Source organism: Leptolyngbya sp. AN02str (assembly GCF_050565595.1).
Taxonomy (GTDB): domain Bacteria; phylum Cyanobacteriota; class Cyanobacteriia; order Elainellales; family Elainellaceae; genus Kaiparowitsia.
The window spans coordinates 1-19,539 of record NZ_JBNXVR010000024.1 but is presented as its reverse complement, the minus strand read 5'-3'; the positions used below and the strand labels follow the sequence as shown (position 1 = coordinate 19,539).

Sequence of the window (19,539 nt, the reverse complement as noted above, 5' to 3'; positions counted from 1 at the left end):
GCCGAGCTATCGCGCTTAATGCGCAATGGGTGTTGGAATTGATTTGAATATCCTTGCTGAGCAAGGGGTTTCCAAAACATACGGGTCGGAATTGACCTGGTGCTCGCTACAGCAATAGAAGATGATGTGGGGCGATCGCAATTTGTTGACCCATCCTGCTTTTGTTCTTGAATGAGGAAAACATCATAGGAATGCAAAGTTTTGTTGCTTTGTCTCTATTGTGTTGACCATACCGCAAGCAGTGGTGTGTTGTGGCATACGAGAGTTTATAAAATGCCGGAAATCTAACGATTGGGTTTCTCCTTAGCAGGAAAGCCCAAACTCATGAGCGATGGTGGTGAGCATACCTTTACTTCAACAAATCCTCAAAGTGCTTTTCCCAATTTGCCTGATTGCGGCGGGCTACCTGCACCACGGGCGACAGCGAAATGGCGATCGCCACCAGACCGTTGACCAACGACAGCGGAAACCTGAGAGGTCGAGCAATATCAAGAAATAGCACGACGCGATATCCATCTGTGTCGTTCCATACCTCGTGCTCAAAGGTGTCGTCAAAAATCAGGCTTTTGCCTTCTTCCCAATGGGCGTATTGGTCATCAACCCGAATGCGGCATTTTTCTTTGGGTTCTGGCACCTTAAGGCCCAAGTGGTAGCGAATCAGGCCCTTGTGTTTGCCGCGATGGGCAGGAATATGCTTCCCCGGTGCCAAAATCGAAAAAAACGCAACCTTGAGACCAGGAATTTGCTTGAGCAGTTTGACCGTTTCGGGACAGCGATCGCAGTTCTTTTGCGCTTTAAACCCAAATGCCCAGAAGAAATAGGTCTTCCACAGGTTGTCGCCAGCAATACGCTGCTGCCGTGGCGAAATGTCGTGAAAGTTGGGCAATGCATCCACGTTTTCCATCACGTCATCCAACTCTTCGCGAATGACCTTCCAGTTGGCTTCCAGCGTTTTTGCCCAAGGAAACTGCTCGGTAGAGAAAAACACCGAATCGCCCACCAGGGAATATTCCGGTACCATGCTCTCTAGCTTTTTGGCGACCGACAATAGCAAAGCCTTCATGCCCACCCTCATTCAAACTCACCACAGACATTCCAGCGTAGCGGCAAAGGCCGCGAATTGGGTAATGCCGAGGTGACAGATGCCACTCTGGCCCAGAGAATTCCGGAAAAGCTAAAGTATTGAAGGCTTAAATCCACCAGTTTGTTCATTTCATCCAAGATCTAACGTGTGGGCACTGCCCACCCTACTTTATTTCTCTCCTTTACCCCTAACTCCTAGCCCCTCCCTTACTCCCTATTCCCCACTCCCTTCTCCCTCCCTATGTTCCTCTACCTCTCTAAGCTTCTTCCCCTCTTCATTTACCCGCTGGGATTAGCCTGTGTGCTGCTGGTGTTGGCCATGCTTAGCTTGTGGTGGAAGCGACCGGGGTGGACTGCGGGATGTATTGCGCTGGCGCTGGCGCTGTTGCTGTTGGGTGGCAATGGCTGGGTCGCAACTCGGCTCACGCGATCGTTGGAATGGCAGAATTTGCCCCCAGAGAACTTGCCAACGGCAGAGGCGATTGTGGTGCTGGGTGGAGCAACCAAGCCCAAAATTCCGCCGCGCCCATGGGTGGATGTGATGGAGTCGGGCGATCGCATTTTGCATGGGGCGCGCCTGTATCAACAGGGCAAAGCGCCGCTGGTAATTATGAGTGGCGGACGCATTTACTGGAAGGGGGGTGGCCCACCAGAGTCGTCGGATATGGCGGAGTTGGCCATGGCCTTGGGCGTTCCGCGATCGGTCATTCTGGAAGACACAACGTCTCTCAACACCTATGAGAATGCGGTGAATGTAAAAGCAATCTTGGAGCAACAGGGAATTAACCGGGTGCTGTTGGTGACTTCGGCGATGCATATGCCGCGATCGCTCAAGATTTTTCAAAAGCAAGGAATCGAGGCAATTCCAGCTCCAACCGATTTTTTGGTCGCCCAGCAGGACTTAGAAGAAGTCGGCAATTCGCTAGAGGCTGTGCTGCTGAACCTGCTGCCCGATGCCGATCGCATGCAGCAAACCTCGCGCGCGCTAAAAGAGTATATCGGCTTAGTAATTTATCGTCTCCGGGGATGGTTGTAACATGGGCATCAAAGGCTGTTATTGATGCGATCGCGTACGACAGGTTTCCCCGGCCTGCTGGTTAGGCAGGCAAACTGTCAGGCCGATTCGCATCTCGCCTTATTGCTCTTCTAGCCTTGCAACCCCATGCGCGACTGGCTGTTTCATCGGTACATTGTTCCGCTACCACCTCCCGAAGCCGAGGAGGTGTTTGGCACCTATCAAATTTCCTACGAGTTTCATCGCGAGGTTGACCATCGCGAAGCTTTAGACGACTATTGCCGCTGGTACGAACGCATTGCCGAACAGCATCGGCAAGAGCTACAGGCCATGCAGCAAGACATCAATATTTTGGGCTGGTTTTATCGCTAATCACGCCTACACCTCGTACCCAAAGCAAAGGGAACCTGTACCGTGTACAGATTCCCTTTGCTAAAAACCACAACTCGGCGATCGCATCTCCTTCCCCTCGCATGATTACGGGAACTTGGAAGAGGGCGATCGCCCCTTCAAGACGCTGCGATTCGTGCGATTAGTACAGATCTGATTCAACCTGGCTGAGTGGCACAAAGCACTCTTGTGGCAGCAAGATGGGTTTGCCCGCAAAAATGAGCTTACCTCGATGGGTAAAGCGATCGATTGCAACGCCAATGGGCCGCTGCACCAAGTCGGGATGCACTTCGTAGTAGGTGCGATAAATGTTGCGTGCCGCTTGCAGCAAGGCTGGATCTAGCAGAGCGGAAAAATCGATCTGCTCAGGGCGAGCGTTGACACGGGTATCGACCTGGGGTTTGTAAGCAGTTTGCTGTGACGTATACACCGTCTACTCCAAATGTGCGTGCTAGGGGAAACAGCGGGAACTCGCTGGGCGATGTTTTGCCGTTGTGCCCTACAGGATAGCGAAAAACAGCAGAACTGAACGCATTAATTACCGGATGTTGCGGAACAAGCTGGCGATCGCCAGTTCTGCATGGGTCGGGTTAGGCTGCAAGCGCTTTGAGCAACGCGTCGCCCATGGCCTTGCAACCCACAGCCGTGCATCCTTCCGACCAAATATCGCCCGTGCGGTAGCCCTGATCCAGCACTTTGAGAACCGCCTGTTCGATGCGATCGCTGGCTTCGGGTTCATTTAAGCCATAGCGCAACATCATGGCCGCACTGAGCACCTGAGCCAGGGGATTGGCCTTGTCCTGTCCGGCAATATCGGGAGCAGACCCGTGAACAGGTTCAAAGACGCCAGGGCCAGATGCGCCCAAACTGGCCGATGGCAACATGCCAATGCTGCCAGTCAGCATCGCCGCCGCATCCGACAAAATATCGCCAAATAGGTTACCTGTCACAATTGTGTCGAACTGCTTGGGATTGCGCACCAGCTGCATCGCCGCGTTGTCCACATACATGTGGGTTAACTCCACATCAGGATAGTCTGCCGAGAGCTGAATCATGCGATCGCGCCACAGTTGCGATACCTCCAGCACATTGGCCTTATCCACCGAGCACAGCCGCTTGTTGCGCTTTTGGGCTGTTTCAAATGCGACGCGGCCAATTCGGTCAATTTCTGACTCGGAGTAGACCATGGTGTTCACGCCGCGCTTCTCGCCTGACTCTGTTGCAAAAATGCCCTTGGGCTGGCCAAAGTAAATGCCACCCGTTAGCTCGCGCACCACCATAATATCCACCCCGTCTACCACCTCACGCTTGAGGCTGGAGGCATCAATCAACTGGGGCAAAATTTGGGCAGGCCGCAGGTTCGCAAACAGCTCCAGTCCAGCCCGCAATCCCAGCAAGCCCCGCTCCGGGCGAATGTCGTTGGGCAGGCTATCCCACTTGTAGCCGCCGATCGCCGCGAGCAATACGGCATCGCTAGCCTTGCACGTTGCCAAGGTTTCGTCTGGTAGGGGGCCGCCCGTTGCATCGATCGCCGCACCACCAATGAGCGCCTCGGTTAGCTCAAACGTTAGGCCGAACTGCTGCCCAACAGCCTCTAAAACGTTCACGGCCACCGCCATAATTTCGGGGCCAATGCCATCGCCGGGCAACAATGTGATGCGGTACTGCTTTGTCATGGGTGATTTGGGATCAAACGGATGAGTTTCAAACTGAGGGCCAGCCAAAAAGTGTCGCTCAAAGGCGATCGCGGCACCCTACAGCGATCAAGCATTGTATAACGTGCCGGGGGCATCAGCCGCATTCCCGTGTGGAAGAGTCACAACTCTAGTCCGCTTATACGCCCATGCCCTGCAAAAACTGTACGCGAGGAATTAACGGATCTTGAACAATGCCCACACCATCAAAGCCCCAGCGCTTGAGTAACTGCCCCACCTGGTTGCTGGTCACAGACTCTACCGCAAACCGATCGGCCACATCGGCTCCGTGGGTGTTGAGGTAGCTCAGCGCTTCGGCATGGTCGTGAAACAACAGCACAAATCCGGGAGGTGGTGCCTCTTGGGGAGAGGGTGGGCGATCGCCCACTCTTGGGCGCGCCACCAAATATTGGCCATCTTGCCGAGTCCGCAGTAGGTAGTAAATTTGCGACAGCATAGACATCTCACGCAACGATCAAAACATGGTTGGCCGTTAGCCCAGGCAGGTTATTGATTTGGGCAAAGCCTCCACCGCCATCTTCTTGTTGGGCAAAGCCAGCTGCGGTGCCGTTGGGGTTGTAGTATAAACGTCCCTTGCTGGGCACATACACAATAGGAGCCGCACGGAGTTGGGCAGAATCCTCATCTGGGGCGATCGCAAACTTGCCCAAGGGTAGCATTCCGTTGGGCATTGCCGCCAATGCGGTAAAAGTTGCCTTGCTCAGTCGAATTTGGTCACGGGCAAGCCCCACACCCCCTACATCAAAAAACACAATGGTGTCGACTTCCAGTTGCGATCGATCAAATGGCTTACCCAGTTTAAACAAATAGCTGTCCGAGCCAGGACCGCCATTGAGCAAATCCTCCCCTCGTCCACCCCACAGCAAATCATGCCCCGTGCCACCAATCAGGCGATCGTCATCGCTTCTATCTTCATCCTCGGTGGCTGGGTCAAGCGTTCCGCCAATCAACATATCGTTGCCCACCCCGCCAAACAAGCCATCTCTGCCCAGTGCTCCCACCACCAGATCATGTCCGCCCTCTCCATATAGCGAATCGCGATCTTCTTCGCCGCGTAGGGTATCGTTGCCCAGCCCACCGTACAGAGTGTCGTTGTCCTCGCCACCAATTAGCAGGTCATGGCCAGAACCCCCGTACAGAATGTTGTCTCCATCGCCGCCAAATAGCGCATCATTGCCGTCTTCTCCATACAGCTCGTCATTCGCAAAACCACCGTAGAGAGAGTCGTCGCCTGACCCGCCGTAGAGATAGTCCGAACTAGGGCCACCGTAAATAGTGTCGTTGCCACTGCCGCCCAGCAACAAATCAAAGTCGTCATAAAAATCTTCGTTGACGACTCCGCCAATAATCAGGTCATCGCCAGGGCCACCATCAATATAGTCACCACTCAGGCCACCCCAGAAGGTATCATTCCCGGCCAAACCAAACATCATGTTGGCCAAATCGTTGCCAGTTAAACTATCGTTTCCAATCGTTCCAGTTAAAACGGTCACGCATCGCTCCCCATGAGGTGGTTAAACAGGAGGGTGAAAAGGCTTGGCCATCGTGCGAAGAGGGCGGATAGGCTAGGACGTGCTGTCAAGCTGGCTGGAGGAGTTAAATTTCTCCTACGCTTGGTACAGGAAAAACCAACTTTATGCAACAGACCCTAACAGACCCTAGATATCGCGGCGCGATCGGCCAACCTTCCTGGGCAATTGCAAGAGATTTGTTCTAGAAGATTAAGCGATGAAAAATAAATGGTCGAAAAGCTCGAATTCTAGTGAAGATAGATAGAGAGATTGTATCTCCTCCGTTTTTTCAGCGAAATCATGATTGAGTGCTTAGAAACGGATATTTACTCTTGATCCGGTTGACGGTTTATGACGTTGAAATATGCCTACTTCCCAGGCTGTGTTGCTCAGGGAGCCTGCCGCGAGTTGCATCAATCCACGCAGGCATTGACGCAGGCGTTGGGCATTGAGCTGCTGGAATTGAAGAAAGCGTCGTGCTGCGGTTCGGGCACGTTTAAGGAAGAGTCGCAGTTATTGGAAGATACGGTCAATGCGCGCAACATTGCATTGGCGGAGTCGTTGAAACTGCCGTTGCTCACCCATTGCAGTACGTGCCAGGGCGTGATTGGCCATGTGGATGAGCGGCTCAAGGCGGCTCAGCAAACGGATCCGGCCTATCTTGAGCAGGTGAATGGATTGCTAAAGCAGGAGGGTTGCTCGCCCTACCAGGGGTCGAGCCGGGTGACCCATTTGCTATGGGCGCTGGTGGGCGACTTTGGGCTGGAAAATTTGGCTGCTCAGGTGACGAAAAAGCTGAGCGGGCTCAAGTGTGCCTCATTCTACGGCTGCTATTTGCTGCGGGTGCAGGATCAACTGCCGTTTGATGACCCGTATAACCCTCAGTCGATGGAGAATGTGTTTCGAGCAGTGGGTGCCACTCCGGTGATGTATCGGGGGCGGACGCAGTGCTGTGGCTGGCCGCTGTCGAGCTATGCAACGGAATCGTCATTTCGTATGGCGGGTGGGCATATTCAGGAGGCGATCGCATCTGGAGCTGATTGCATCGTAACTCCGTGTCCGCTGTGTCATCTCAATTTGGATTCACGCCAGCCAGAGGTGGAACAAGTAATTGGGCGATCGCTGGGGCTGCCAGTACTGCATTTGCCCCAGTTGGTAGCGCTAGCGCTGGGAATATCGCCAAAAGAGTTAGGGCTCGATCGGCATGTGGTATCGACCCGCCCAGTCCTGGAGAAGTTGGGTTTACTTGCCGGAACTCGTTAGCGTGAGTTTTGGATCAGCTAGAAAGTCCATTTTGGGTATGCGCGATGCGCATACCCAAAATGGACTTTTCTAAGATTCGCGCTGACGTTATCGTGTCCCTTCCTCTAGTCCCTAACCCCTAATTCCTAGCCCCTTCCTTCACTCCCCACTCTCTTTCTCCCTCTATCCCCTGTGCGATCGCCTGAATGGTCGAAATTGGCACTTGGGCGAAGTACTGTTGGCGAAATTGGGCCTCACGAACGGATTGGAAAAATTGCTCGATGGCGTGGGTGGCGGTGTCGCTGGGGGATGTCGGTTGGCCGGTGATGGCGATCGCGTCTTCAGTTTGTACGATAGTGAAGCCAAGGTGTTGCAGGCTGTCGAGCCCCCTTTGTAGGGAGTGATCGCCAATTCCAAGCAGGGTTTGGAGCTGCGCTTGAGTTGCCGTTTTGTGGGTGCGGCTCAGGTGTTTGGCCATGCCAACGAGTTGAGTCCACAGGTCTACGGGGGATGGCGTTTTGGGAGGCAAGTAGGCGATCGCCAAAGGCTTATGTTCCTGTTGGGCGCGGCGTAGCCAGCGTTGGAGCTCGTTCCAACTGCTGGGGCACTGGGTCAACACGAGCGCGTCCTGTTCATGAGCAGGACGGTGGGTGCGCCAGTCCAAAATCCAATCCACGCTGGCGCTGGTGGCAACTTGGGGGGTTGTGGGCCGAACGGCGAGTAAACGAATTTCGTAGTGCGGAAATTTGCCCCTAGCTTCGTTGCGGTAGCTGTTAAAGTCCAGTTCGGCGATCGCATCACAGTATCCCGTGGGCAACTCATCGCGATAGTGGCCCCACCATACCCCTGGGAATGTGGCTCCGGTTTCGTCTTCAATTTGAAATTCGGTTTTGATATAGCGAACCTTGGCGTTGCTGGCATCGCGCAGGTTGGCATTCCAGCCGCGGGTAAACCGACAGTTTTGAATCAGCAGTTTGGGGGTGGGGTTGCCCATGCCGCAGGGTTCCAGCAGCTTTAATTCGTGAAACAGGGCTTCGCCCAAGTCTGCAACGGTAACGGTGAGGTCGGCTTGGAGGATAGGGCCAACGGATTGACCCAGCGTGACTTGCTGTTCACGCAGTTGGCGGTTCAGGGCTTCGGTAAACAGCGGCAAGTTATCCATGGGCAAGCTCAGCCCTGCGGCAAAGGGATGGCCACCAAACCGATGCAGCAAGTGGGACTGAGCCTGCACCAGTTGATACAGGTCAATGTTGTTGAGCGATCGCGCCGAGCCACGGGCCATTGGGGGTTCGGCCTCATCAATAGCCAGCAAAATGGTGGGGCGGCCATACTCTTGTGCCACCTGCCCAGCCACCAAGCCCAGCACCCCAGGTTCCCACTGCTCATCGGCCAGCACAATCACGCTCGTGGTTGCCAGGTCAACTGAGGACAGCCGAGCGGTCACCTGCTCAAACAAATCGCGCTGGAGGGCCTTGCGGCGGGTGTTGGCTAGTTCGGTTTCTAGGGCTAATTCGTTACAGCGCTCAATGTCGCGACTGGTCAACAATTCCACGCCAAAATGGGCATCGCCATGGATGCGGCTAATTGCGTTGATGCGGGGGCCAACGCCAAAGGAAATATCGGTGGGGCGATCGCCACTTCTACGGCATAGCTCCAGCAAACGGGCCACTCCAGGCCGAGGCGGCGGTTGCTCGGTCAGGTTTTTCTGAAGCGCTTCGATGCCCCGCTGAGCCAGGTAGCGGCAGTCGCCCTTCAGTTCAACCAAGTCGGCAATGAGGCCGATCGCCACCAGATCCAACAGGGTTTCCAACGGTTGCGCCGGAATGTCGGGCAAAGCGGCATACAGCGCTTCTACCAGCTTGTAGGCGACAGCCACACCAGACAGGCTTGCTAGAGGGTGTTCTGCCGGAAGCGATCGCGGGTTGATGAGGGCGGTAACCGGGGGGCGATCGCGCAGCAAAGTATGGTGATCGGTCACGATCACATCAATGCCAACCTCCTGAGCAAACCGCAGCTCATCTACATTGGTGCTGCCCGTATCGCAGGTCACAATCAGGCGATATCCCTGCTGCTGTAAAGCTGCGATGCCTGCTCGGTTGAGCCCGTGGGATTCCGTGAGCCGATTGGGAATCACATAGGTTAAGCGCTGATACGGCGGAAAAAATTGACCCAACCCGTCCCATAGCACGGCTGTCGCGGTAATGCCGTCGGCATCGAAGTCACCCCAAATGGCGATCGCTTCCTGCTGGTGATAGGCCTGAACAAGACGGGCGATCGCCCGCTCCATTTCTTCCCCAAAGGCAAATGGGCTCGTTGACTCGTACTTGGCAGGCTCTACAAATTGTGCTAAAGCCGCTACCTCGCGAATTCCCCTCTGCCACAACAGCGTTGCCGCCCAGTGCCCATCTGACTTGGGGGTATAGTGACGAACCTCCACCACAAATGCTTCGGGAATATCGCGCCCTATCACTAGCCGAGGCAGAACTTGCCATTGTACCGACTCAGACACCCATGCACCTCATCGCGATCGCCCAATCAACATTGCTCAATCAACAGCGACAGACCTATGCTTGCAACCCCTACCACAGACAGAATTCAAAATTGCAACCTCAAGATTGCAAAACATGAGTCAGCCACAAGCACCGTTCAACCCATGCTCAGACCTACCACAACTCAGTAGACCCTGCATGAACCGTTGCGCGGCGGAGTCGCATAATGATCCATGCTTCAAACAGACATTCTGTGCAAGAGGTCGAGTGCGTCGCTAAAGATGACCGATAATACACTCGTGCTTAATGTCTTTGAAATTTTAGCGAACCCTGCCCCATCTAATCACCCAATGGCTCCGACAATTCAGAATCTACGGCCATGGTTATTTGGGGAATGCGCGCGGTGGCGTGGATGGGATGACGCGTCACCGCCAGTTCTTGATGACCATTGTGCGAATTACTATTTCCCAAGGGTTCTAGCTCAGGCAGCGATCGCTTCACAGGTAGTCGCACCGTAAAAGTTGTACCCTTTCCTTCCTGGCTTTCAAACGTGATTGAACCACCATGCTCGGCCACACATTGACGCACAATCGCCAAACCCAGCCCCGTACCACGAATGGCATTCACATTGCTGGCTCGGTGGAATAGCTCAAACAAACGTGGCTGATCCTCAGTCGGAATGCCAATTCCCTCATCCTGAATTTCAAACGTGACCAAACGCTCATCACAGGCCAACGTAAACTTGACTGTGCTGCCCGAGGGCGAGTACTTAAACGCGTTGGATAGCAAGTTAGTCAAAATTGAGCGCAGCAGCTTGGGGTCAAAGTAAGCTTCGCTGCAATTGCCAGTATGGGTAAAGGCCAATCGGTGCGTATGCCCAATGCCCATCCGCACTTCTTCCACCACATCCTTACAGAATGGCTTTAGCTCCAGCAGGGTCGGGCTGAAATCGAGCTTGCAAGCTTCGGCCTTGCCAATCATCAACACATCTTCAATGAGTTGATTCATGTTTTCTACGGCAATGCGGCTCCGTTGAAAATAATGTTGGCGCTTCTCTTCAGTTGCAAGGTGGCCATATCGATCGAGCAATTCCAATGAAGTGCGAATCACCGTTAGTGGGGTGCGAAGCTCGTGCGACACCATGGAAATAAAGCGCGACTTTAGCTCGTTCAGCTCACGCTCTTCTTCTAGAGCTAAGCGCATTTCGTCTTCGGCGCGTTTGCCCTCGCGAATGATTTGTTCTCGAATGCGAATGTTTTCGACCATGCCCAAAAACACCTTGGACAGGGTGTTCATTTCATCAGGAAAACGAGTGCCGCCAAATGAGGAAGATTGCTCCAGACGGTAATCGCCCACGGCAATTTGTTCGGCAAAGCGGGTGAGTTCTCGCAGGTGGCGGGTCAAAATGCCCGACAAAATATAAATCAGCCCAAAAAAGATAATGTAGGTAAGGATACAGGCCAGCAATACACGCCCCCGAATGGCGTTTTGCAGCTGCCGCACATAGCCAGCATCAATATCCAATCCCAGAACCGCCACAACTTGACCGTTGCGATCTTTTAATGGGGCAAAGGCCGAAATCCACGTGCCCCATTTATCGGAGTAAATGGACGATTCAAACAGGCCGCCATTCGTCAGCACGCGCCGAGCGGCAATGCCTGCATTATCAGGTTCCAAAAAACGGGCGGCTTTTGACGGGTTGTAAACTGACCACAAATCCACAAGATAGATAATCTCTAGCTCACCGGGTTCTGCGGCAGGTGCCCCAATCCGGCGATTGGTGTCTGATGTGCCAATTGCGTAGGAATAAATCCAGGCACGGGGTTCAATATTGTGGACAGTCTCGAACCAGGCCAGGATGCGAAGATAGCGCGGATCATCTGAGAAGCCATCGGCATTCGGTTGCCCCTCGGCATAGAGGGCCATGAGCTCGTCTACGTTGACTCCGGCGATCGCCCCCATCAGCGTAGCGCGCATGTCAGACTTAAGGCGGGCTAACACCTTGTCTGTCGTGAATTCGTAAAACCAGTAGAAAACACCAGCAAACACCAAGCTAAAGACAACGCTAAATCCCACCAGAAGTTTGACACGTAAACTCACTGGCTTGCTCCAGCGCTTAGATAACACTGGCAAGAACCGACGCTTATTCGAAAACCACTTATTCAATATCACCTTAAGGGTGCATCAGTAGATGAGTCAGGATAAGTAGATGCGTTGATTAGACACCCTGTAATAGCAATGCTGGCAACTGGCACGGATACATCAACAGCGATACGCGAATCTTAGCTCAGGATCGATAATCAGTATCTTGTTACCTAAGTTGCCCTAACAACACAAAAACGTACCAGGGTTAAGACCCCTTATTCTTCTTATACGCTTTTGGCTTGGCTTGATCCGCACAAACCTAGCATAGCGCTAAGCACCGAACTGTAGGTGTGGTTCTCTTCATTGGCACTGAAATTTCGGCTTGTTCACACAGGCTAAATGTTCTGGTGGGTTCATTTTGCACTAATTTCACAACATCCAGGTTTTTGGAGGTGATGGATAACCTGCTATAGACCTTCTGCGTGAATTGTTGGTGGGAGCTGTGGTGCAACAAATTAGGCTTCACACAGCCATTTGGGAGGCGATTCTCTGCGATCGCAGGAGTCGTGTGCATTGATGCTGGCGGGACTATAGTCATTTGCCCCCAACGACCCATTTTCGGACGAGAACACCAGCCGCAACCCCTAATAGGGTAATGAGCCAAAAGGTATAAAACGAGCTGCGCTCCAATCCGCTCGCAATATTCATGCCGAAAATACAGGAGATGGCTGTGAGTGGAAAGAACACAGCCGCCAGAATATTGAGTCGGTGGGAAGATTGAACGGCCTCCAGGCTGAGCCGCGTTTGCTCTTCGGCGCGTTGGGCGATGCGGTATTCCAGCGCATTTTTCGTGTTTTCGTGCAGTAGGACCAGGCTGCGGTCGATTTCGTAGGCCCAGTCGCGTAAGTCGATGAGGTCGCGATCACCTGGAATGGCATCTCGAGCAACCTGTAAGGTGTTGTGGATGTTTTGAGCTGCGAGATGGAGTGGGGCAATTGCCTCCAGCACATCAAAGTAATCTTCGGCTTCTTGTGCCTGTTCGTAGCGATCGCGCAGGTGTTCCTCGGCCTGGTTATAAGCTTCTAAATGTTTTATCAAGGGCTGCAATCCTTTGCTGCCGCCGCTGTGTTCCCATATGCCATCTGGCTTGCGCCAAAACAAAACACCCTGTCGAGTGCGATCGCCCGCTTGTGGAGCTTGGTGCAATACCAGGAGCAAATGGCCGTCTGCGACCATGGCCCTCTGCTTGCCAAGGCTACGTTGTCCAAAGCGGCTTTTAATCGTATCTGGCAGTTTCCACGAAGCTGGCAGTTTCATAGACGTTCCATCTGCTGCAAATCAAAACGTTGGACAAAGCCTTTACCCAGCCAATATAGCGATCGCCACAGCAATCTCACCACGTTCTTTTCGCAACATTGCCTGGGACTTCTGCACTTCGTCCACAACAGCCGTATGTTCTGCCTGGCCCTGCATTGCGTTGAAGTGCCACTGCACTGCCCCCGTGCTGGATAACCTGTGCCCTTACGCCGCCTTGCCAGAGTTCACGTTATTGTAGGTATGGGACTTACGCACTTCATCCGAAAAAAACGGGAATTGAATGATGTTTGGAGCGCTCAGCGCTCCAAACATCATTCAACTGCGTAAGTCTTGAGGTAGATAGAAAAAGAAAAAGCCTGACCCCATAAGCCCCCAAGGTCAGGCAATTTACCTGTAAGGACGCTTTCAAATCAGAAAAGCTGACGACTCAATTGCCCCCTTAGTCCTTCAGCTCTTCTGTTTGCGTTCTCCAGAAGTAGTTCCATTGTGCAGGCTGATGAGGGTAGACACGTCGAGACTTACACGGAAGTTTCGATGCTACTGTAAAAAACTTGCGTAGATTTACTCTCCTCTTACCGGAGTATTTCAACCGCATCATTTCAGTCATACCGACCCCCAAGGGGGCTTACTTCAAGATCCGCAGCTATGCTTGTTCCTATTACGCGCATCACGTTCGACGAACTCATCCCTCGAGTAGCCACCAGCGATCAGTACCGCTATGAATGGGGGAAACCAAAGGATTTTTTGCGTCGGCTCCTTATTTCAGTGGTTGGCATTTTGGTGGCTTTGGTGTTGCGGAGCTTGCTTCCAAAAGGCTTTGAAATTGTTGAGTTTTTGATTGGTATTGTAGCAGGGCTGTATTGGCTATGGGGGCCGGTGTATTGGGCCAGCTTGCGCAATGGTAAGCTACGGCGGTTTCAATATGCGGGATTTTGGCAGGGCGAGGTGCTGGATGCCTACCCCACCGAGGAGCTGATTGGCACCGAAGAAACGGTCAATAAGCAAGGAGAACTCGTCATCATCGAAAATCGAGAGCGGCGGCTTAACCTAACGGTGGGTGACGAAACCGGGTATGAAACTCAGGTACAGGTGCCGCTCAAGCGCGAACATCGGGCTATTCGCCCTGGTGATTTGGCGGAAATGTTGGTGGTGTCTAATCGGCCTGACCTGAGCCGAATTGCCGAAACGTCAGATATTTACCTGATCGATAGCGATCAATGGATCAGCGACTATCCGTATCTTCAACGCAACGCGTTTTTGAATGTGAGCGATCGCATTCGTGGGCAGCTCGCTCAGCAACAACGACCTCAGCCCCGTCCTCAACCTCCTAAGCGACAGCGATCGCCCCGCAGTTAAAGACTCCATGCCGCTTGCACACGACTGATGCAAGCCCGCAAAGTTGAACATTTGACCTTGCGAGTACCTGGATGCATTCCACGCACCAGGTCGTTGTCTAAATTCCTTGCTTAACCTAGCTCATGCCATTGCTCTCTTTGCCATAGGCTTGCCAAGCCAAATCTACCAATCCATTGACAATTGCTGCCGCCACCACGGCACTACCCTTACGCCCTTCAACCCGAATATTGGGAATGAGAGAATCGGTCAGGCGGGCGATCGCCACATCTGTTCCCACAAATCCGGCGGGTGTTCCAACCACCAAGGCCGGACGAATCTCTTCTGTTTCAATTAGCTCTACCAGCGCGGTGAGAGCGGTTTGTTCCTGCCCAATGATAAAAATAGCCTCTGGGTAGCGTCGCGCTAAGGTTTGAATTCCCCAAGCTACGCGTGTTTTTTCCCGCTGAGGCCGGGTAAGCGCATCCATGCTGCAATAAACCGGATTCGCAAATGTATTTTGAATGATGGGAGTGATGCCAACCTGCACCATTGGAACATCCACCACAATCGTGCTACGCGCGGCCAGGGCTGCTGCCCCTGACTGTAGCGACAGCTCCGAGAAACGGATTAGCGACTTGTAGTCAAAGTCAGCAGTTGCATAAATAACCCGACGCACAATTTCATATTCAGCTGGAGAGAAGGTATGTTCTCCAATTTCCTGGTCGATGATTTGCAGACTTTGAGCGTCTGAGACATGCCACTCCATAAGAAAACCTAGATGATTTAACCTCTGCAGCCGATTTGTTGCTATCGACCTTCAATACTGGCACATTTCAAACCAAATAAATCGAGAAGCGCGACTTATCGAAAATTCTGACGGGCTGAATCGCGCCCACTTGTGCACCTATGCCTGAAAAAAAGAAGGTCTTGGGCAACTTGCTCAAAACCTTCTCAATTCTTAAAGTTTTTTGCTTTGCTCAGCCAAAATAACCTTTAACGCCAAGAAATATGGAGGTGGCGATCGCCACCTGTTTTTTCCTAAGCCTTGGGTTCAGATGTGGCTGAAGCCGTAAACATGGGGGCCAAGTAAGCCACCAATGCACCCATGGCGAAACCTGCAATGTTGCGCACCAGCGGTAACCAATCCGAGGTACGAGTCACCACTGGGCCAATGCCGAAAGCGATGAACAAAATGCCCCACAATGGCGAGAAAATAAGCGCCCACTGCCATGCAAACACTTGTCCGGGTTGGCGTGGCTGAGCTGCAAACCCACAAACCACCCCGCCAATCAACGAGGTAATTAAGGTCAAAATCCATTGCTCGCGTGGCAAGCCAGGAACCACATTGCAACCCCCTTGGCGCAAACAGGTTTCGATGGAACCTAATGCTTCAATGATGGAGGAGTCTTCGCCGCGATCGCGCACAAAAAACTGGTTGCCATACCGGGTTTGCAGCTCAATCCAAAAGGTGCGCGGCATCAGCTCATACAGCGCATCGCCAACGCTAAAGTTGAGTAAATTACCACCGCGTGGGTCGGCTACAAGCAACACGCTGCGATCGTCCAAATTCCAAAAATCTTTGACCGCACGACCGGGAGTGCGATCGAACTGAGTGAGCACTCGCAGCCTCCATCCCGTTTCTTGTTCAAACTCTCCAAGATGGTGATCCAGCTGCTCTTGCTGAACAGAGGTGAGTGAATCTGCCAGATCAATCACATTGGTGGGACTGTCGGGAAGCAGGTCGGGATTGTCGTAGGCGTGAGCCAAATTGGGGGCGATCGCCCAATTCACTATAGCCAGCGTGCAGGCAATCAACCAAATGACAGACTTGTTCGCAAGAGATCGCAGCATGAATGTGACCTGAGCAACCTTAGAAACTTATATTACCGGAGCTTTGAAAGCTTAAGGAATGAAACTAAACGTTAACATTTCTTTACTTCACTCTAATACAAATCTCACTCGATATCTACATTGTGCTCAACTTACGGCTGTGATGCTGTAAATCAACTCACTTGGTATGGTGCTGAGCGTGGTGAGGTGAATCAGGGGCTTGCTTGCGGTTTGAGCGGAGTTTTGTTTTGAAGGGTGAACTGCATGAATGATTGGGCGGCTGAGTCGCCCAATCATTCATGCAGGAGGTTTAGGGTTTGTGGAATTGGGTCAGTGTTGAAGATTCCCAAAATGCTCAAGGCTTTTCAGGTACTCGACCAACGTTGTCCTAACTAAGCCTTTTCCAAGCTCTGAGAGCCAAATCCCTGCAATTGAGCGATCGCCCGTTACAACTGGTCTCGATTTTCTCGGATGTTACCTGATTGGAGAACGATAAGCCTATCCGTTTGCGCGATCGTTCCCCTGTGCTTGAGGATCGACCGAAGCGCCTTGCTGGCCTTGCAAACCTTCATCGTCTTCGTACCAGGCTTCGTATACCGGAGAAGCCTGTTGCGCCGACTCGAAAGCTGACGAACGCCTAGGTGGTTTGGCCGTGTAATCCTCCCCATCAAACCAGCCTGCGTTCGTGTCGTCTTCTAGCTCATCGTTCAACCCATCTAGCTCGGCAGGATACGATGTGCTAGCAGGCAAGCGATCGGCTGAAGAGCGCTGCATACTCACAGGGCGAGGTGGCGGTGATGGTTGAGTTAATGTTTGCCAAGCAGCCCGCACACCCACAAACAGGCTGCGGGTTACGCCTTGTGCTTTTTTGGCCCGTTGTCGAACCGAGCTTAAACTTTCATCCACCTGTCGCACAACACGGCCTGCATCTTCTACGCTTTGGCTGACATCGTCAGTTAGCTCGGTAATTTCGAGACCCGTTAGCCGAATGGCTTCTAGAGTTGGCGGTAGGTCACGGCTCAATGTGTCAAACAGCTTTTCGGCGCTGCGGGCAGCCCGAGACAATTCTCGAAATGCGGGTAACGCCGCCACCAAGACAGCGGTTAATGATACGGCGACCAGCAGTATGGATAATCCCAACCAAAATAGGGGGTCTAACACAACCTTGTCTTAGCGCAAACAGAACATGAACTATGGATGCTTGAGGTTAAGCATCGTGCGGAGTGGAGCGGGTTTCAGCATTGGAATGAACTTCGCTACTTGCCACGGTTTGCCGATCGCGCTGGCTGGCTTCTACTCCGGCGGCGATCGCTTCCTTTAGCCGCAGCAACGTCCCATCCCAGTTCCGCAGTGCTGATCCCGATAGCTGATCGGCCTTCATTTGTACTGTCGTTGACAAATCCTCAGCTAGTTCTGGCAGTGCCTCTGCCGATTTTTTCAGGATTTTTCGGGTTTCACGGCCTGAACGAGGAGCCATCAACAGCCCTGTCACCAGCCCTGCTGCCGCGCCCAACACCAGCCCAACTGCAAACGCTCCGCCCGAACCCGATTGCTTCTCTGCCATGCGCTCACTCCGCTCTCTATCAATATCTCAACTTAAATAATTCGATTCAGCGCTCCATTCAGAGGCTTAGCGCTATTCAGCAAATGATGCACAATCTTGTGTCTGCGCGTTTTCCAACCCGGCTAGCAAAATGACACATCGGCTAGCGAGGTTTTGCATTCTTCATGCTGTGATTCTTGCATACAATTGCTACAAGCCTTACTGAGTCCAGGTTTTTAACCATAAAATCGCAGCGACTTAAGCTTAACATTTGACGTTCTCAATTGCGGTACTTTGACGATGGGTACCAGCCGGTCTCGGTATGGGATGCTCATGGGCATTTTTTATGGGATGTCTAGTTTTAGACATCCCATAAATGCTAAGTAAGCAGATATTTCAACGATCGCAATACACCGACTGAGTTAGCGCTTACAGCAAATCAGTATTCACTAGGGCCGAAAATTGATGGAGCCAAGCAAATACCAAGGCAAGCATTTGAGCACCTGGCAAGTAATACGCCTTTACCAAGCTGGAGAGCGAAATTTTCGCGGAGCGGTGCTGCGAGGATGCAACTTTCGAGAGCAAAAACTAGCGGGTGCAGATTTTAGTGGGGCAGATATTCGCAGCACGCAGTTCGTTGATGCTGACTTGCAAGGAGTGAACTTTAGCCATGCCAAAGCTGGATTGCAGTGGCGGTGGGTTGTAGTACAGTTTATTTTCGTGCTACTACTGGCAGCTTTTGTCGGCTATGTACAAGCATTTTCTGGCTTTGCAACAATGAGTACGGTTAGGGCTGGCCTTTTGGTTACAGAGGGTGAGCCCAACATATTGAACGCTCCAAGCTCAGGAATTGCTGCCGGGATCACTGTAATTGCAGCTATTGGAAGTTTTGGATGGGCGATCGCTCGTCAAGGCTTTCGCTTAAAGGCGTTCAGAAGCATTGCTGTTGTTGGTTGCATCATTATTGGCTTCGCTATTGCCATTTTTGCCGTGATGTTTCTCTCTGCTGCTATGGGCATTACCGGTATTGGTGCGATCCTTTATGTGCTTGCTGGTCCTGTGGCAGTGAATGCCGTGATAGCTGCTGTGATGGCTGGTGCTTTATGTGCCAGTACTGCTACTGGGTTCGCGATTATCTTTGCTGCGCGTAGCACGGCTACTGGTGCGATCGCTGTCACTGCTGCAATTCTTGCAACATTCGTCGGTGCGATTATGTGTGGAAGTGCTCTTGCGCCTTCTCTATCGGCTGTCATAGCTGTGAGTAACACTCCCATCCAGAGCAACTCCATATTTGTGGTTGGTGCAATTGTCAGTATGGGCCTTAACTTAATGTTCTTAATTTATGTTGAGCCTCATGTTCGAGAGAGGCAGGCCAAGCTTGAGCCACTTCGTAACTTGGGTCTCACGTTCGCTACATTTGGGGGCACCCGGTTTAGTGGAGCCAACCTGAGCGGAGCGACCTTCAGTCATGCCTGTCTCAACTATTCCAACTATTCCAACTCCTTGCACCAATTCACCCAGCTTACGAATGTTCGTTGGCACCGTGCTCAAGGGTTAAATCATGCTTACTTACACACTTCAATTCTTCAAGATCCCCGCGTTTGTAAGCTGCTCACGACCCTCAATGGAATTGATCATGACCTCAGCAATGCAAATCTGAGTGGTGCGAACTTGGCTGGGGCACAGCTTCACCGAACTCTGTTGCGACATACCAATCTTAGTGGGGCAAACCTACAATCTGCTGAACTCCAAAATGCTGTTCTCACTGAAGCCAACTGCGCAGCTGCCAACTTTACCAATGCTCACCTTACCGGAGCCTGCATTGAAGCCTGGAAAATAGACAGCACAACAGTTCTTAACCGACATTCCGCAGGTTGCTCTGGGAATTAAAGGGAGTGGGGATAAGCTGAGGGAGACGAGTTAGGATCGCCCCCTTGCAGATCGAGAACTTGGACCACTTGGGACTGATTGCGGGTGTTATTGA

The 19,539-nt window shown here is 52.4% G+C and carries 18 protein-coding genes; 5 read left to right on the top strand and 13 right to left on the bottom strand.

Annotated elements, in window-relative coordinates; all coding sequences use genetic code 11:
- Positions 1–349 precede the first annotated feature (349 nt).
- On the bottom strand, positions 350–1,063 hold the full coding sequence (locus tag ACQ4M4_RS17655; RefSeq protein WP_430685764.1) for an aspartyl/asparaginyl beta-hydroxylase domain-containing protein: 714 nt from the start codon (positions 1,061–1,063) through the stop codon (positions 350–352).
- Between the two features lie 261 nt (positions 1,064–1,324).
- Here ACQ4M4_RS17655 and ACQ4M4_RS17650 point away from each other — a divergent pair, with 261 nt between their 5' ends.
- A complete protein-coding gene (locus ACQ4M4_RS17650) occupies positions 1,325–2,119 on the top strand; it encodes a YdcF family protein (RefSeq protein WP_430685763.1) in 795 nt (264 codons plus the stop codon).
- A gap of 126 nt (positions 2,120–2,245) precedes the next feature.
- Positions 2,246–2,470: a hypothetical protein gene (locus ACQ4M4_RS17645; RefSeq protein ID WP_430685762.1), complete on the top strand. Its 225-nt coding sequence runs from the start codon at positions 2,246–2,248 to the stop codon at positions 2,468–2,470.
- Between the two features lie 160 nt (positions 2,471–2,630).
- On the opposite strand, the gene ACQ4M4_RS17640 is transcribed toward ACQ4M4_RS17645, so the two are convergent.
- The 4 genes from ACQ4M4_RS17640 to ACQ4M4_RS17625 form a co-directional block, all read right to left on the bottom strand.
- Positions 2,631–2,918, bottom strand: coding sequence for a hypothetical protein (locus ACQ4M4_RS17640; protein WP_430685761.1), 288 nt, complete (start codon positions 2,916–2,918; stop codon positions 2,631–2,633).
- A gap of 160 nt (positions 2,919–3,078) precedes the next feature.
- The gene (gene leuB / locus ACQ4M4_RS17635; RefSeq protein ID WP_430685760.1) at positions 3,079–4,164 is read right to left on the bottom strand and encodes a 3-isopropylmalate dehydrogenase; all 1,086 of its coding nucleotides are present in this window, start codon (positions 4,162–4,164) and stop codon (positions 3,079–3,081) included.
- Between the two features lie 157 nt (positions 4,165–4,321).
- Positions 4,322–4,639 carry a hypothetical protein gene (locus ACQ4M4_RS17630; RefSeq protein ID WP_430685759.1) on the bottom strand — a complete coding sequence of 106 codons (318 nt, stop codon included), beginning with the start codon at positions 4,637–4,639 and terminating at the stop codon, positions 4,322–4,324.
- 7 nt (positions 4,640–4,646) lie between these two features.
- Positions 4,647–5,696: a calcium-binding protein gene (locus ACQ4M4_RS17625; RefSeq protein WP_430685758.1), complete on the bottom strand. Its 1,050-nt coding sequence runs from the start codon at positions 5,694–5,696 to the stop codon at positions 4,647–4,649.
- A gap of 369 nt (positions 5,697–6,065) precedes the next feature.
- On the opposite strand from ACQ4M4_RS17625, the gene ACQ4M4_RS17620 reads away from it, so the two are divergent.
- A complete protein-coding gene (locus ACQ4M4_RS17620; RefSeq protein WP_430685757.1) occupies positions 6,066–6,977 on the top strand; it encodes a CoB--CoM heterodisulfide reductase iron-sulfur subunit B family protein in 912 nt (303 codons plus the stop codon).
- A 118-nt stretch (positions 6,978–7,095) separates the two neighbouring features.
- Here ACQ4M4_RS17620 and recJ read toward each other — a convergent pair whose 3' ends face one another.
- The 4 genes from recJ to ACQ4M4_RS17600 form a co-directional block, all read right to left on the bottom strand.
- Positions 7,096–9,465, bottom strand: a complete 2,370-nt coding sequence (gene recJ / locus ACQ4M4_RS17615; RefSeq protein WP_430685756.1) for a single-stranded-DNA-specific exonuclease RecJ — start codon at positions 9,463–9,465, stop codon at positions 7,096–7,098.
- A 319-nt stretch (positions 9,466–9,784) separates the two neighbouring features.
- Positions 9,785–11,545, bottom strand: coding sequence for a HAMP domain-containing sensor histidine kinase (locus ACQ4M4_RS17610; protein ID WP_430685755.1), 1,761 nt, complete (start codon positions 11,543–11,545; stop codon positions 9,785–9,787).
- A gap of 579 nt (positions 11,546–12,124) precedes the next feature.
- The gene (locus tag ACQ4M4_RS17605; RefSeq protein ID WP_430685754.1) at positions 12,125–12,847 is read right to left on the bottom strand and encodes a hypothetical protein; all 723 of its coding nucleotides are present in this window, start codon (positions 12,845–12,847) and stop codon (positions 12,125–12,127) included.
- A 42-nt stretch (positions 12,848–12,889) separates the two neighbouring features.
- The gene (locus ACQ4M4_RS17600; RefSeq protein ID WP_430685753.1) at positions 12,890–13,024 is read right to left on the bottom strand and encodes a hypothetical protein; all 135 of its coding nucleotides are present in this window, start codon (positions 13,022–13,024) and stop codon (positions 12,890–12,892) included.
- A gap of 468 nt (positions 13,025–13,492) precedes the next feature.
- Between ACQ4M4_RS17600 and ACQ4M4_RS17595 the strand changes: the two genes are divergently transcribed.
- On the top strand, positions 13,493–14,203 hold the full coding sequence (locus tag ACQ4M4_RS17595; protein WP_430685752.1) for a phosphate ABC transporter permease: 711 nt from the start codon (positions 13,493–13,495) through the stop codon (positions 14,201–14,203).
- Between the two features lie 115 nt (positions 14,204–14,318).
- Here the strand turns inward: ACQ4M4_RS17595 and ACQ4M4_RS17590 are convergent, their stop codons facing one another.
- From ACQ4M4_RS17590 to ACQ4M4_RS17575, 4 genes are all read right to left on the bottom strand, one after another.
- Positions 14,319–14,948: a precorrin-8X methylmutase gene (locus ACQ4M4_RS17590; RefSeq protein ID WP_430685751.1), complete on the bottom strand. Its 630-nt coding sequence runs from the start codon at positions 14,946–14,948 to the stop codon at positions 14,319–14,321.
- 272 nt (positions 14,949–15,220) lie between these two features.
- Positions 15,221–16,033: a TPM domain-containing protein gene (locus ACQ4M4_RS17585; protein WP_430685750.1), complete on the bottom strand. Its 813-nt coding sequence runs from the start codon at positions 16,031–16,033 to the stop codon at positions 15,221–15,223.
- A gap of 477 nt (positions 16,034–16,510) precedes the next feature.
- Entirely contained in the window at positions 16,511–17,173 is a 663-nt protein-coding gene (locus ACQ4M4_RS17580; protein ID WP_430685749.1) for a DUF948 domain-containing protein, read from the bottom strand.
- Positions 17,174–17,219: 46 nt separating this feature from the next.
- On the bottom strand, positions 17,220–17,576 hold the full coding sequence (locus ACQ4M4_RS17575) for a YtxH domain-containing protein (RefSeq protein WP_430685748.1): 357 nt from the start codon (positions 17,574–17,576) through the stop codon (positions 17,220–17,222).
- 444 nt (positions 17,577–18,020) lie between these two features.
- On the opposite strand from ACQ4M4_RS17575, the gene ACQ4M4_RS17570 reads away from it, so the two are divergent.
- Positions 18,021–19,445: a pentapeptide repeat-containing protein gene (locus tag ACQ4M4_RS17570; protein WP_430685747.1), complete on the top strand. Its 1,425-nt coding sequence runs from the start codon at positions 18,021–18,023 to the stop codon at positions 19,443–19,445.
- Positions 19,446–19,539: the final 94 nt, after the last annotated feature.

Excerpts from the sequence above, each read along its gene's own strand:
- ACQ4M4_RS17570 (WP_430685747.1), top strand. The coding sequence starts at position 18,021 with ATGGAGCCAAGCAAATACCAAGGCAAGCATTTGAGCACCTGGCAAGTA.
- leuB (WP_430685760.1), bottom strand. The coding sequence starts at position 4,164 with ATGACAAAGCAGTACCGCATCACATTGTTGCCCGGCGATGGCATTGGC.
- ACQ4M4_RS17650 (WP_430685763.1), top strand. The coding sequence starts at position 1,325 with ATGTTCCTCTACCTCTCTAAGCTTCTTCCCCTCTTCATTTACCCGCTG.
- ACQ4M4_RS17595 (WP_430685752.1), top strand. The coding sequence starts at position 13,493 with ATGCTTGTTCCTATTACGCGCATCACGTTCGACGAACTCATCCCTCGA.
- ACQ4M4_RS17605 (WP_430685754.1), bottom strand. The coding sequence starts at position 12,847 with ATGAAACTGCCAGCTTCGTGGAAACTGCCAGATACGATTAAAAGCCGC.
- ACQ4M4_RS17645 (WP_430685762.1), top strand. The coding sequence starts at position 2,246 with ATGCGCGACTGGCTGTTTCATCGGTACATTGTTCCGCTACCACCTCCC.
- ACQ4M4_RS17585 (WP_430685750.1), bottom strand. The coding sequence starts at position 16,033 with ATGCTGCGATCTCTTGCGAACAAGTCTGTCATTTGGTTGATTGCCTGC.
- ACQ4M4_RS17590 (WP_430685751.1), bottom strand. The coding sequence starts at position 14,948 with ATGGAGTGGCATGTCTCAGACGCTCAAAGTCTGCAAATCATCGACCAG.
- ACQ4M4_RS17575 (WP_430685748.1), bottom strand. The coding sequence starts at position 17,576 with ATGGCAGAGAAGCAATCGGGTTCGGGCGGAGCGTTTGCAGTTGGGCTG.
- ACQ4M4_RS17620 (WP_430685757.1), top strand. The coding sequence starts at position 6,066 with ATGACGTTGAAATATGCCTACTTCCCAGGCTGTGTTGCTCAGGGAGCC.
- ACQ4M4_RS17655 (WP_430685764.1), bottom strand. The coding sequence starts at position 1,063 with ATGAAGGCTTTGCTATTGTCGGTCGCCAAAAAGCTAGAGAGCATGGTA.
- ACQ4M4_RS17630 (WP_430685759.1), bottom strand. The coding sequence starts at position 4,639 with ATGCTGTCGCAAATTTACTACCTACTGCGGACTCGGCAAGATGGCCAA.